This window comes from Pannonibacter sp. Q-1, from assembly GCF_054073275.1.
This window is the reverse complement of sequence record NZ_JBSXNB010000008.1, coordinates 248,425-261,066: the sequence shown is the minus strand read 5'-3', so window position 1 is coordinate 261,066 and position 12,642 is coordinate 248,425. Positions and strand designations below refer to the sequence as shown.

The window sequence follows — 12,642 nt, the reverse complement described above, 5'->3', positions numbered from 1 at the left end:
ACGGGGTTAAAACCATTAAAAACACCTATATAATCACAAAAGAACAAAACAAGTACAAAAACAAACGGGCAAAAGGGAACTCCGGCGCTAAAAACCGCACCGGTCACTCCAGAAAATCAATGAAAATCGCGGCTCCGGAATAAAAGCTTGGCCTGTTCACGCGGATGGCGGGCGCCGGGTTTTCCGCCCCTCAGATCAGCGCCGCCGGGCGCGGCAGGCGTTCCGCCCGTGGCATCTATCTCTCCGCCAAACTGGCCGAGGCCGGGCAGGATGTGGGACAGGTCCTCGATCTGTCCGGCGATGAGATGCACCACCTGCCCTTCCCGCTGCAAACGCCCCGTCACGCGCAAAAGCCGCCCGCCGATGACGGCGCGGCGGAAGGCTTCATAAACCTTGGGCCAGACCACCACATTGCTGACGCCGGTTTCATCCTCAAGCGTCAGGAAGATGACGCCCGAGGCGGTGCCGGGGCGCTGGCGGGTGATGACGAGGCCGGCCACGCTCACCTGCCGCAGATCCGGCCGCGTCAGCTGGTCATGGGCCGTGAGGCCCGGCAGCGCGGGGCGCAGCAGTTCCATCGGGTGGGCGCGCAAGGACAGGCGCAGGGCGACGTAATCCTCCACCACTTCTTCGCCCAGCGACATGGAGGGCAGGGCCACTTCAGGCTCGGCAATCGCTTCCCCGTCCATGCCGGAGAACAGCGGCAGGGTGCGGGCCTGACCCAGCGCCTTGACCTGCCACAGGGCGGTCCGGCGGGTGAGGCCAAGGCAGGTCAGCGCGTCGCCTTCCGCCAGCCGCTGCAGCACATCGCCTTTGAGGCGCGTGCGCTGCCAGATGGTTTCCACATCCGGATAACCGTTGCCCCGGCTGGCGGCGATGGCCTGGCAATCCGCCTCGCGCAGGCCCTTGATCTGGCGGAAACCGAGGCGCAGGGCCAGTGCGCCGTCGCTGCGCCGCTCCAGCGTGTTGTCCCATGCGGAGTGATTGACCGAGACGGGCCGAACCTCCACTCCATGTTCGCGCGCATCGCGCACGATCTGTGCCGGAGCATAAAAGCCCATGGGCTGGGCGTTGAGCAGGGCGCAGGCGAAAATGGCCGGGTGGTGGCACTTCATCCAGGCGGAGATATAGACCAGCCGGGCAAAGCTCGCCGCGTGGCTTTCGGGAAAACCATATTCGCCGAAACCCTCGATCTGGCTGAAGCAGCGTTCGGCGAACTCCGGGCTGTAGCCATTGCCCAGCATGCCGGAGATGAACTTGCCCCGGAACGTATGGATCGTGCCCATGCGCTTGAAGGTGGCAAGGCTGCGGCGCAGCCGGTCGGCCTCGCCGGGCGTGAAGCCCGCTGCCACCACGGCAATCTGCAGCGCCTGTTCCTGGAACAGCGGCACGCCCAGCGTCTTGCCCAGCACACCCTTGAGCGCGTCAGAAGGATAATCCACCTTCTCCTTGCCCCGCCGCCGGTTGATATAAGGATGCACCATGCCGCCCTGAATGGGGCCGGGGCGGACGATGGCGACCTCGATCACCAGATCGTAGAAGTCCCGCGGGCGCATGCGCGGCAGGAAGTTCATCTGCGCCCGGCTTTCCACCTGGAAGACGCCGATGGCATCGGCACGGCACAGCATGTCATAGACGGCCGCATCCTCCTCCGGCACGCTGGCCAGCGTCAGCGCCTGCCGCTCGTGCTGGACCAGAAGATCAAAGCCCTTGCGCAGGCAGGTGAGCATGCCGAGAGCGAGCACATCCACCTTGAGGATGCCGAGGGCGTCGATGTCGTCCTTGTCCCATTCGATGACGGTGCGCCCCTCCATCGCGGCATTTTCGATGGGGCACAGCTCGTCCAGCCGGTCACGGGTGATGACGAAGCCGCCCACATGCTGCGACAGATGGCGGGGAAAGCCGATGATTTCCGCAATCAGCTCCAGCGTCATGGCAAGGCGCCGCTCCGACGGGTCCAGCCCGATTTCGCGCAGCCGCGCCGGATCCGGTGGGCCATTGGACCAGCCCCAGCTTTGCCCGGCAATGGCGGCGAGCACATCCTGCGAGAGGCCCATGACCTTGCCCACCTCGCGGATGGCGGCGCGGGAGCGGAAATGGATGACAGTGGCGGTCAGCCCGGTGCGGTGGCGGCCATAGCGCTCGTAGATGTGCTGGATCACCTCCTCGCGGCGCTCATGCTCGAAATCGACATCGATATCCGGCGGCTCGCCGCGCTCGGCGGAAATGAAGCGCTCGAACACCATCAGCGTGGTGCCGGGCTTCACCTCGGTGATGCCAAGTGCATAGCAGACGATGGAATTGGCCGCCGACCCGCGCCCCTGGCACAGGATGTTCCGGCTGCGGGCAAATTGCACGATGTCATGCACGGTGAGGAAATAGGGCGCATAGGCCTTGAGGCGGATGAGCACCAGCTCCCTTTCCACCTTGGAAAGCGTGTCCGCATCCGGCCCGCCGGGAAAGCGCTCGCGGCTTTCGAGACCGGCCCGCACCAGCCGCTCCAGCCGGCCCTGCGCATCCTCGCCGCCGCTCACTTCCTCCGGGTACTGGTAGCTGAGATCATCCAGAGAAAAGGCACAGCGGGCGGCAATCTCCAGCGTGCGGCGGAGCGCTGCCGGATAACGGGCAAAAAGACGGGCCATGCCGGCCCCGTCCTTCAGCCGCCGCTCCCCATTGGGCATAGCGCGGCGGCCGAGGGTGGCAATGGTGCAGCCCTCACGCAGGCAGGTCAGCACATCGGCGAGCGCCCGGCGGCCCGCCCGGTGCATCAGCACATCGCCAACGGCCACAAGGGGCGCGGCCGTTGCCAGCGACAGGCGGTACAGCGCATCGAAGCGGGCCTGATCCTGCCCGTCATAGCCGGGCACCGCGCCGGTGTAGACATGGCCGGGGAACTGCTGGACGAGCCGGTTCAGCACGGCCTTCACCTCCAGCGCCGTCTCCGGCTTCGCGGTGAGAAGATCCGGCGGCAGGGCGATGAGGATGAGGCCGCGGCCCCACTCCATCAGATCGGCGGGATAGAGCGTGCAGGCGCCCTTGACGGCACGGCGCTTGCCGAGGGTCAGCAGCCGCGACAGTCTTGCATAGGCGGCTTTGTCCACCGGCAGAGCTACAAACTCCACCGGGCACTCCTGCAGCACCAGCCGTGATCCGGTGATCAGCTTCGGCAGGGTGGGGCCTGCGGGCTTCCGTGGCTCGCCGGATTCGGGCGCCTGCATGTCCTGCTTTCCCATGTCCTGGCGGCTGGACGGATCAATGCGCCGGTGCGAGCGGACGGGCGGATGCGGGCGGCCCGTCACCGGATGCAGCGGTATCTCTCCGGGCTTTTCCGGTGCGGTTTCGGCAGCGGGGGTTACCTCCGGCACGTCTGCCTGTTCCGCCCGCTGCCGCCGCAGCTCGCGCAGGGCCACATGGGCCCGCACCACGCCTGCAAGACTGTTGCGGTCGGTGATGGCAATCGCCTGCAGCCCCAGTTCTGCTGCCCGCAGCACCAGTTCCTCCGGATGCGAGGCGCCGGTCAGGAAGGTGAAGTTGCTGGTGACGCAAAGCTCGGCATAGCCGCCCGCTGCCGGTTCAGGCAAATTCGCCATGGACGTACCATCCCGGATCCTGCGGTGTATGGAACAGCCAGAGGCGGCGGCCCTCGCGGGTTTCGACGAACCAGTAATCGCGCAGGCCCCGGCGCCAGGCGGGATCATCCAGCCACCATTCCGGCGACAGGCGCTCCGGCCCCGAGGCGCGGCCAAGGGTGAAGCGCATGCGCCGCCAGGAGAAACGGGCGGGCGGGCTTGTCCCTTGTGCCGTCAGCGGCTCGGGTGGAAACAGGATGAGCGGGCGGCGCGGGCCACTCTGGGGAAAAGGCTCCGGCCGGCTGAAGGCGGCGGGGGCGGCCAGATAGCTGCGCTCCGGAATGTGGCTGTCCGCAGGCAGGTGGCGGCGCACGGCATCAAAGCCCAGCCGGTTGCCGATGCGGGTGATGAGATCGGCGAGCTTGCCCTCCGCTTCGCCCTCACCGGCACTCGTCAGCTGCTGCGGCTGCATCTCCTCCACGATGCTGACGGTCATGCGCAGCTGGTCAAAGCCGAAACCGGCATCCAGCTTTTCGATCGAGCGGGCAAACAGGCGGGCGATGGCGGCGGGGTCGCGCATGGGCCGGGCAAGGCCCACGTCCAGCTGCGCCAGATCGCCGTCCACCCGCCGCAGCTCCACATGCAGCCGCCGGGCGCCGAGATTGACGGCCGCCAGCTTTTCGCACAGCCGCTCCAGCAGGCGGGTGAGGCCGGCCATCACGTCATCGACAAGGCCTACCGGCTCCGGCAGGGTGATGCGGGCGCCGAAATGCGGCGGCGGGCCATCGGGAGAAACGGGCTCTCCGGCAAGGCCGAGCGCCTGATCGAACCGCAGCATCAGCGAGGCGCCGAAGCGGCGCGCCAGTGGCGCACGCGGCACCTGCGTGAGATCACGGATACTGCGCAGGCCCATTTGCTGCAGGCCGCTGGCCGTCTCCCCATCGATCCGCAGGGCCGAGGGCGGCAGCGCGCCGATGGCGGCGAGCGCCTCACCCGGCGGAGCAATGCCGCCGCCATGGCGCGAGAGCGCATAGGCCGCCCCGCGCGTACCGGCAATGGCGGCGGCGGCTGTCAGTCCGGCATGGCTGAAGCGGCCATGGAGATCGGCGAGAAGCCCTTCCTCGCCGCCGAAAAGATGCGGCACTCCGGTGATGTCGGCCACCAGCCCATCGGCGCCATCACGCCCCACCATGGGGCCATAGCGCCCGGCCCAGCGGCCAAGGGCGGCCAGAAACTGCCGTTCGCCGGGAAGGTCCGCCGGTTCGCTGACAAGCTGCGGGCACAGGGCGCGTGCATCGGCAAGGCTCATGCCCCGGCGCAGGCCGCGCGTCTCCGCCGCGGTATTCAGGCAGTGGATATGCTCGCTGTTGCTGCGGTTGAGGCTGATGGCAAACGGCCCGTCATGAGGCCGCAGCCGCAGGATACGGTCGCTCGCCAGTCTGGGAAACCAGATGCACAACACCCGCCGGGCCAGAGCTCTTGTCATTGAGGCGCACCATCCAGTTGCCGTTTGTTCCTCTTTTGTTCTTTATAAGCGACCAGGCCTGCAGAGTCGAGTCCGCCTCGTCCCACAAGGGCGCGCAGTGCCAGCGGGTTTCGCAGGCGTTGCTGCCACCCTCCTGCCCGGTGACGAGCAGGCCCAGCGTGCGCCCGCTTTCTGCGGCCAGCTGCAGGCGGCGGCCCTGCGTCAGGGTCAGGGGCTTTTCCGTCAGGGTGATCACCGCATGCACCGCGCCGGAGCGCAGCGCTTCTTCCATGCTCCACAGCTGATCCGTCTGCGTGGGGGCCTGCACGGTGATGAGGCGGCTGGGGTCGATCAGCGGCGCAACGCCTGAGGGCAGCAGTCCGCCGCGCAGATGGGTGGGCACGATCAGCAGCACCGCCTTGTCCGTTCCCTTGCCCTCACGCAGTTGCGCCGCCTGCAGCAGCGTAAAGGCCAGCGCTGCCGGGCCGGAGGCTTCATGCACCCGGTCCGGGGCCAGAACGGGAAGGGAGACTGACGGACTGTTGCTCATCACTTGGCAGGTTTGGGGTAAAACATGAACATATCCACCTATAGCCTGAAAGCTGCAGCGAGTCTCCCTGTTGAATCTGGCAAGCCATCCGGAGTGCCCGATGCCCGGCACTGTTTCACCCGCAAGAGGAGAAAAGCCCGCATGCGTGGGCTTGTGCTGCTGGTTTCTGCGTCAGCGGATGGGGCGGTCCAGATAGGCCAACCTAGACCGGCCAGCCCAGATCAGTATGGGTGAAGTCATCGCCCTTGTAGGCGATCTTTGTGCGGTAGGCCTTCGCGCAAGCGTAGCTGTAGCAGTCACCCATGTTCAGACGTGCCGGGTGGTTCATGATCTTGCCGAACTGCATGGCAGCATCGAGGGCCTTGGATCCAACATCGCCGGAAATCATGGCCTCCTTGCAATCGAGGTCTACGGCGAACTGCTCGACCAAACTCCGCGCCTTCAGCATCATCTGGGTGGTCGCGGGCATATCCCTGCCGGTGGCCTCTGCCATTCGGCGGGTCAAGGCCAATGCCGCCTCCATGCGGACGATGGAGGAGATGTAGTAAGGTCCACCCTCCGCCTCGAGGCGGTCCAGAAGCGCGCCTGCATCTTCCTCCTGGGCCAGAATTGCGACGATGACAGAGGCATCAATAAACAGCATCAGCCGTTCTCACCCCACATGTCATCGGTTTCCTGCTTGTGGTCTCCCGGTGCCAGTGGTCCAAGCGCATGCATCATGGCAAAGGTCTTCGCCAGCTTTTCGCGGATCGGGAGATTGGCTCGCTTATTGGCGATGGCGCTCTTGAGGGCATCCTTGACCGCATCGACCTTGCTTGACTTGGTCAGGCCGATCAGCTCATTGGTGAGCCTGTCGACCTCCGGGTCTTTGATGTAGAGCGGCATGGCAGCATATCCTTTCAAGGATATTATCATATCCTGAAATTCATATCCTTACCAGATGCCATCTGCCGCCTCACGCCTTGAAATTGCTCAGGCGCCGCACGGACTTGACCGGTTCCTGATGGGTCAAGCTCATCGAGAGCCAGCTTCAGTGCTGGCTGGCGGGAAGCTCCACCACCAGGCCGTCCATGGCCTCGCTGACGGTGACCTGACAGGTGAGGCGGCTTTGCGGGCGGGGATCGATGACGCATTCGATCATCGCCAGTTCCATCTCTTCCGCCTCCGGCAGGGCGATGCCCTGTCCCTCGGGGATGTAGCAATGGCAGGTGCCGCAGGCGCAGGCACCGCCGCATTCGGCGGCGATTTCCTCGATGCCATGGGCAACGGCGGCACTCATCAGGCTCTGGCCGCTTGCGGCCTCCACTTCGGTGCAGGTGCCATCGGCGGACTGGAAGATGATACGGGGCATGGGGGCGTGTCCGGTTGGAAGCTGAAGGCTCAGGCCGGAGCCAGAAGCAGGTTAAGGCGCTTGGGCCCGCGCACGGAAAGGCCGCGTTTGTAGTCCACCTGGTCTTCCGCCAGCTCCAGCCTTGCGCAGCGGCGCAGCAGGGTGGCGAAGATGATTTCCATGTCCAGCCGCGCCAGATGGTTGCCCAGGCAGAAATGCGCGCCGCCGCCGAAGGCCAGATGCCGGTTGGGCTTGCGGCCCGCGTCAAACCGGTCCGCATCGGCAAAGGCCGCCGGGTCGCGGTTGGCCGCGCCATAGAGCAGGCCGAATTTCGTCCCGCGCGGATAGGCAGTGCCGGCGATGGTCACGTCTTCCGTGGCGTAGCGGTGGAAGAAGGGCAGGGGCGATTCGAAGCGGAACATCTCCTGCACGGCAGTGGGCAGCAGGCCGGGATTGGCCTTCAGCTTCTCCCGCTCGTCCGGAAAGCGGAACAGGCAGTGCATGCCTGAACCCAGCACGTCGATGGTGGAGCCATGCCCGGCCATGAGGATCAGCATGCAGGTGGAGATGAACTCGTCCTCGGTGAACTGTCCCGAGGCTTCGGCGCGAATCAGCTCGGAAATCAGGTCCTCACGCGGGGCCTTCTGCCGCTCGGCCTTCAGCGCGGTGAGATAGGTGTAGAATTCGGTGGTCGCGGTTTCGGCCAGCTGCTTGCGGGCGTCCGACCGGTCGATATCGAAGAACTGGACGATATTCTCGGACCAGATGCGCAGCTGCGGGCAATCCTCATCCGGCACGCCGAGCAGCCGCCCGATGATATGTCCGGGCACCTGCGCCGCCAGATCTTCCACGAAGTCGATGTCCCGCTGGTCCAGCAGGCGGTCCACCAGGCCGTCCACGTAAGACTGAATGCTGTCGCGCAGCCTGGCGATCATAGCCGGGGTGAACAGGCGGAACACGGCCTTGCGCAGCCGGTCATGCACCTCGCCATCGCTGTCCAGCAGGCTGAACTGCACGAAGCGGGAATGGTGGGGCATGTCGTGCCAGTTTCCGGCGTGCTTTTCAGCGGCGATCTCCTCGGGGCTCACCAGCCCGTCCAGCGAGCGCACCATGCGCTTGTCCATGACGATGGCGGACACATCCTCGAAGCGGGAGGCGAGATGGATCTTGAAATCGGGGAACCATGTCAGCCCCTCGCGCGCCCGCAGCTGCGCATAGGCGGCATAGGGATCCGCCGCAAAGGCAGGCTCCAGCGGCGCAAAGACAAACTCATCCTGTGACGGCGCTGCGCCGGCTGCGGAACCTGACATGACAAAATCTCCCTCAAGGGGCGGAAGATAGCTTCAGAAAATCCGGGCGGAAATGCAGGATCAACGCAAAAGCTGGACAAAACTCGCAAGGCCCCGCATCGTCGGCGCATGATGGACGAGCGTGAAGAGATTGCCTTTCACACCCCCGGTGCGCTGGCGGCGGTTCTGCCCTATGCGTTGCAGGCGGCTGGTCACGGGCTGGCGCTGCCCGGCGCCGAGCCGACGCGCAAGCGCTACCGTGATCACGTGCTGCTCATCGCCACGCAAGGGCAGGGCTGGATCGAGACGGGCGGCGCCACACACGCGGTCCTGCCGGGCATGGTGGCCTGGCTCGACACGTCAAGGCCTTATGCTCATGGCGCGGCGGGGGAGGACCGCTGGCGCTATTACTGGATGGGTCTGCGCGGCGCGGGGCTTGATGCGCTGCACCGGGTGCTGGATGTGCCGCGCCAGCCGCTGTTTCTGCCCGAGGCCTGCAGGGACATGGAAGCTGCCTTTGCGGCTGTGCTGCGGCTGGCACAGCAGGGCGGGCCTGCGGTGGATGCCCTGGTGAATGCGCAAGTGGCTCTCATCGTCTCGCAGCTGGCGGCCGGGCGCCCGGCGGATGAAGGGCGCACGCAGGATCCCCGTATCGCCGCGCTGATGGAGCGCCTGCGCGCCAGTCTTTCCCATCCCTGGCGGATCGGGGATTTGGCGGCGCTGACAGGGCTCAGCCCTTCCCAGCTTTTCCGGGCCTTCCGGGCGGCGGCGGGCACGACGCCGATGGATTTCCTGCGCCATGAGCGCATCACCGCCGCCAAGCGGGCACTGACGGAAAGTTCCGGAACCGTGGCAGAGGTTGCCGCCGCCTGCGGCTATGCCGACCCCTATCATTTCTCCCGTGACTTCCGCCGCCTCACCGGACTTCCGCCCGCGCGGTTCCGCAAGGGCGCCGGTTTCTGACGGGCGGCAGCTGCGGCCTTGGCTTGCCATTGGAAACCTCCGCCTGCCACGGTATCTTCTGCCCGAAGAGGACCTGACCTGATGGCGGATGCAATATCTCCTGAAAGACGCATCATTGCAGCGCGGCGGATGATTGCGGCGCTGATCGTGCTGCTGGGGCTTTCGGCCCTGGCGCTTGTGACGATCGGCGACAGGACCCTGACACGGCATTTCATGCAGGAGGCCTCGCTGCAGGCCGGCAGTGCCTTGCGTCTGGCGGTCGCAGCCCTCAGCGGCCATCTCAGCCGCTATGAGCCGCTGCCAACCCTGATCGCCGATCATCAGGACATGAAGGATCTGCTGATGGATCCGGACAATGCCGGCCTGCGCCAGCTGGCAAACCAGTATCTCAAGGAGATCAATACGCTGCTGGAATCCTCCGACATCTATGTCATGACAACGGACGGAACGACCATCGCCGCCAGCAATTTTGACGGGTCGGCGAGTTTCGTCGGCGAGAATTTCAGCTACCGCCCCTACTTCCAGGAGGCCGCAGCCGGGCGGCCGGCGCGCTTCTACGCCCTTGGCACCACTTCGGCCAAACGCGGCTATTATTTTTCGGCACCGGTCCGGGTCTCGGGAGAAATCCGCGGGGTGATTGTCTTCAAGGTCGATATCGAAGGCATCGAAAGCTCCTGGCAGGGCGGTGAATACAAGATCCTCGTTTCGGATCCGGAAGGCATCATCTTCATGACCGGCAATCCCGAATGGCTCTATGCCTCGGTGCTGCCGCTGACCCAGGAGCGGCTGAGCCGGACAGAAGAATCCCGCCGCTATTCCGACGCCATCCTGCGGGAGCTGCCGGTGGCGCGCAGCAGCTTTGCCGGGCATGATCTGATGACTATCAGTCAAACCGGCAGCCAGACCGGTGGCCAGTCCGGCGGCAGCCGTGAATATCTGATGCTCGAGCATTACATGCCCGGAGCCGACTGGACGGTGAAGGTGCTGCTCGACACGGCCTCGATCCATACCCAGGCGCGCACCAGCCTTGTCGCCATTCTCCTGTTCCTCTGCCTGTCCGTGCTCGGGGGCTCCGCCGTCATCCAGCGCCGCGCCCGGCTGCAGGAGCGCATGTTCATGCAGATCGAGGCGCAGGCGGAACTGGAGCGGCGGGTGGAGGAGCGCACGGCCGACCTTGCAAGGGTGAACCTGCAGCTGCGCCAGACCCAGGCCGATCTGATCCAGGCCGGCAAGCTCGCCGGGCTCGGCCAGATGTCGGCGGCCCTCTCGCATGAGTTCAACCAGCCGCTGGCTGCCGCCAAGACCTATGCGGATAGTGCCGCCCTGCTGATCGAGCGGAACCGCATCGCGGAGGCGCAGGACAATCTCGGCCGCATCTCCAAGCTCATCGACCGGATGGCGTCGATCTCACGGCATCTGCGCAATTTTGCCCGCAAGCCGAACGAACGGCTTGGGGCGGTGCGGATCGAGGATGCTGTCCGTGATACTCTGGAGATTGTCTCGGCACGGCTGACTTCGGCCGGTGCAACCGTGAATGCCAGCATTCCAGCGGGCCTTCCGCCGGTGCGCGGTGGTCCGGTGCGCCTGCAGCAGGTGCTCGTCAACATCCTGACCAATGCCTGTGATGCGGTCGAGGAGCTGGAGGACCGGGAGATCATGCTCAGCGCCCGCGAGGACGGCGGGCATATCATCATAGAAATCGGCGACCGGGGACCCGGTGTGCCGCCGGCAATCATCGAGCGCATTTTCGATCCCTTTTTCACCACCAAGGGTGTCGGCAAGGGGCTTGGTCTGGGCCTTTCGATTTCCTATAACATCATCAAGGACTTCGGCGGCAGTCTCGCCGTTCTGCCAAGGCCGGGGGGCGGGGCGCTGTTCCGTATCGGGCTTATGCAGGCGCAGGTGGAAGCGGGCGCCGGGACTTTGCAAGAGGTGGCCGTATGAACTCCGGCATGGTGCTGCTTGTTGATGATGAGGAGGATCTGCGCCTCTCCACCAGTCAGGCGCTGGAGCTCTACGGGCTGCAGGTCAAGACATTCTCCTCCGCAGAAGAAGTGCTGGCACGCACCGGCTTCGGCTTCGACGGGATCGTGGTCAGCGACATACGCATGCCGGGCATGGACGGCATGACGCTGCTGCAACGGATCCGGGAGCTGGATCATGAGATCCCGGTGATCCTGGTGACCGGCCATGGGGATGTGCAGCTGGCCGTGAAGGCCATGCGCGAAGGGGCTTATGACTTCATCGAGAAGCCTTTCACCACCCAGGCGCTCGCGGGCGTGGCGCGCCATGCGCTGGACCGGCGGGCGCTGGTGCTGGAGAACCGCCGCCTCAGGGCCGTTGCGGGCAAGCGGGACGATGTCGAGACGCGCCTGCCGGGCCGTACCCCGGTGATGGTCGACCTGCGCTACCGGTTACGGGCCATCGGCGCCAGCGATGCGGATGCGCTGATCATTGGCGAGACGGGGGCGGGCAAGGAAGTTGTCGCCCGCAGCCTGCATGACATCAGCGCCCGCGCCAAGGGGCCGTTCATTGCCATCAACTGCGCGGCGCTGCCGGAAACGCTGATCGAGAGCGAGCTGTTCGGCCATGAGGCGGGAGCCTTTCCCGGGGCGCTGCGCGCGCGATACGGCAAGTTCGAGCATGCGCGGGGCGGCACAATCCTGCTGGATGAAATCGGCTCCATGCCGGTGGACCTGCAGGCCAAGTTTCTCAGGGTGCTGCAGGAGCGCACGATCACCCGGCTCGGCTCCAATGAGACCGTGCCGCTGGATCTGCGGTTTCTGGCGACCAGCAAGGTGGATCTGGCGGCGGAAGTGGCGGCCGGGCGCTTCCGCGCCGACCTGTTCTACCGGCTGAATGTGGCGACCATCCGCGTTCCGTCCCTGGCGCAGCGGCGGGCGGATATTCCGCTCCTGTTCCTGCATCTGGTGCGGGAAGCCTGTGCCCGCTATGGCCGCGAGGATCTGGAAGTGGCGCCGGAGGTCCTGTCGGAAATCGCCGAGCGTGACTGGCCGGGCAATGTGCGCGAGCTGCGCAATGCGGCGGACCGGCTGGTGCTGGGGCTGGAGACCGGACTGGACAGCGCCGGGGCTCAGGATGCGCCCTCGACCCGGCTGGCCGACAAGGTGGCCGCCTATGAGCGGCAGCTCATTGCCAATGCCATCTCGGCTCATGGCGGGGCTTTGAAGCCGGTCTACGAACAGCTCGGCATCTCGCGCAAGACGCTTTACGAAAAGATGCAGAAATACGGGCTCGACAAGAGTCTTGCTCTGGATGCCCGCGAGTAGGGCAAGGCTTCAGTTCTGTTCAGATGGGCCGGATGACCTGCGCATGTGTGGAATTCCACACATGCGAACTGGGCAATGTTACGGATTCCTCCCATCCCTTAACGGAAAATGAAAGAAACCGGCCGTCTGGAGGACCTCCCGGCGTTGCCATGCGTCCCGGCAGGCGCTTAGGTCCGGTCAAGTCCG

General features: G+C 65.4%; 10 protein-coding genes. 3 read left to right on the top strand and 7 right to left on the bottom strand.

The window, feature by feature from the left end:
- Positions 1–116: 116 nt before the first annotated feature.
- The 7 genes from ACVNHC_RS21130 to ACVNHC_RS21100 form a co-directional block, all read right to left on the bottom strand.
- Positions 117–3,590 (bottom strand): error-prone DNA polymerase, encoded by a 3,474-nt coding sequence (locus tag ACVNHC_RS21130; RefSeq protein ID WP_457169282.1) that lies wholly within the window; start codon positions 3,588–3,590, stop codon positions 117–119.
- On the bottom strand, positions 3,574–5,055 hold the full coding sequence (locus ACVNHC_RS21125; protein ID WP_457169280.1) for a Y-family DNA polymerase: 1,482 nt from the start codon (positions 5,053–5,055) through the stop codon (positions 3,574–3,576). Before ACVNHC_RS21125 ends, ACVNHC_RS21130 begins: the two co-directional genes overlap by 17 nt.
- Complete coding sequence (locus ACVNHC_RS21120; RefSeq protein ID WP_457169278.1) at positions 4,970–5,584, bottom strand: ImuA family protein; 615 nt, start codon at positions 5,582–5,584, stop codon at positions 4,970–4,972. Before ACVNHC_RS21120 ends, ACVNHC_RS21125 begins: the two co-directional genes overlap by 86 nt.
- A 202-nt stretch (positions 5,585–5,786) precedes the next feature.
- Positions 5,787–6,227: a type II toxin-antitoxin system VapC family toxin gene (locus tag ACVNHC_RS21115; protein ID WP_457169276.1), complete on the bottom strand. Its 441-nt coding sequence runs from the start codon at positions 6,225–6,227 to the stop codon at positions 5,787–5,789.
- Positions 6,227–6,469, bottom strand: coding sequence for a type II toxin-antitoxin system VapB family antitoxin (locus tag ACVNHC_RS21110; RefSeq protein ID WP_457169274.1), 243 nt, complete (start codon positions 6,467–6,469; stop codon positions 6,227–6,229). Before ACVNHC_RS21110 ends, ACVNHC_RS21115 begins: the two co-directional genes overlap by 1 nt.
- Before the next feature lie 145 nt (positions 6,470–6,614).
- Positions 6,615–6,935, bottom strand: a complete 321-nt coding sequence (locus tag ACVNHC_RS21105) for a 2Fe-2S iron-sulfur cluster-binding protein (protein WP_457169272.1) — start codon at positions 6,933–6,935, stop codon at positions 6,615–6,617.
- Positions 6,936–6,964: 29 nt separating this feature from the next.
- Positions 6,965–8,224 carry a cytochrome P450 gene (locus ACVNHC_RS21100; RefSeq protein ID WP_457169270.1) on the bottom strand — a complete coding sequence of 420 codons (1,260 nt, stop codon included), beginning with the start codon at positions 8,222–8,224 and terminating at the stop codon, positions 6,965–6,967.
- 108 nt (positions 8,225–8,332) lie between these two features.
- Here ACVNHC_RS21100 and ACVNHC_RS21095 point away from each other — a divergent pair, with 108 nt between their 5' ends.
- The 3 genes from ACVNHC_RS21095 to ACVNHC_RS21085 all read left to right on the top strand — a co-directional run bounded on the left by ACVNHC_RS21095 (position 8,333) and on the right by ACVNHC_RS21085 (position 12,456).
- The gene (locus ACVNHC_RS21095; RefSeq protein WP_457169269.1) at positions 8,333–9,166 is read left to right on the top strand and encodes an AraC family transcriptional regulator; all 834 of its coding nucleotides are present in this window, start codon (positions 8,333–8,335) and stop codon (positions 9,164–9,166) included.
- A gap of 81 nt (positions 9,167–9,247) precedes the next feature.
- Positions 9,248–11,110, top strand: coding sequence for a sensor histidine kinase (locus ACVNHC_RS21090; RefSeq protein ID WP_457169267.1), 1,863 nt, complete (start codon positions 9,248–9,250; stop codon positions 11,108–11,110).
- Positions 11,107–12,456 carry a sigma-54-dependent transcriptional regulator gene (locus tag ACVNHC_RS21085; RefSeq protein WP_457169265.1) on the top strand — a complete coding sequence of 450 codons (1,350 nt, stop codon included), beginning with the start codon at positions 11,107–11,109 and terminating at the stop codon, positions 12,454–12,456. Before ACVNHC_RS21090 ends, ACVNHC_RS21085 begins: the two co-directional genes overlap by 4 nt.
- The last annotated feature ends 186 nt before the right edge of the window (positions 12,457–12,642 follow it).

Excerpts from the sequence above, each read along its gene's own strand:
- ACVNHC_RS21085 (WP_457169265.1), top strand. The coding sequence starts at position 11,107 with ATGAACTCCGGCATGGTGCTGCTTGTTGATGATGAGGAGGATCTGCGC.
- ACVNHC_RS21090 (WP_457169267.1), top strand. The coding sequence starts at position 9,248 with ATGGCGGATGCAATATCTCCTGAAAGACGCATCATTGCAGCGCGGCGG.
- ACVNHC_RS21100 (WP_457169270.1), bottom strand. The coding sequence starts at position 8,224 with ATGTCAGGTTCCGCAGCCGGCGCAGCGCCGTCACAGGATGAGTTTGTC.
- ACVNHC_RS21110 (WP_457169274.1), bottom strand. The coding sequence starts at position 6,469 with ATGCCGCTCTACATCAAAGACCCGGAGGTCGACAGGCTCACCAATGAG.
- ACVNHC_RS21115 (WP_457169276.1), bottom strand. The coding sequence starts at position 6,227 with ATGCTGTTTATTGATGCCTCTGTCATCGTCGCAATTCTGGCCCAGGAG.
- ACVNHC_RS21120 (WP_457169278.1), bottom strand. The coding sequence starts at position 5,584 with ATGAGCAACAGTCCGTCAGTCTCCCTTCCCGTTCTGGCCCCGGACCGG.
- ACVNHC_RS21105 (WP_457169272.1), bottom strand. The coding sequence starts at position 6,935 with ATGCCCCGTATCATCTTCCAGTCCGCCGATGGCACCTGCACCGAAGTG.
- ACVNHC_RS21130 (WP_457169282.1), bottom strand. The coding sequence starts at position 3,590 with ATGGCGAATTTGCCTGAACCGGCAGCGGGCGGCTATGCCGAGCTTTGC.
- ACVNHC_RS21095 (WP_457169269.1), top strand. The coding sequence starts at position 8,333 with ATGATGGACGAGCGTGAAGAGATTGCCTTTCACACCCCCGGTGCGCTG.
- ACVNHC_RS21125 (WP_457169280.1), bottom strand. The coding sequence starts at position 5,055 with ATGACAAGAGCTCTGGCCCGGCGGGTGTTGTGCATCTGGTTTCCCAGA.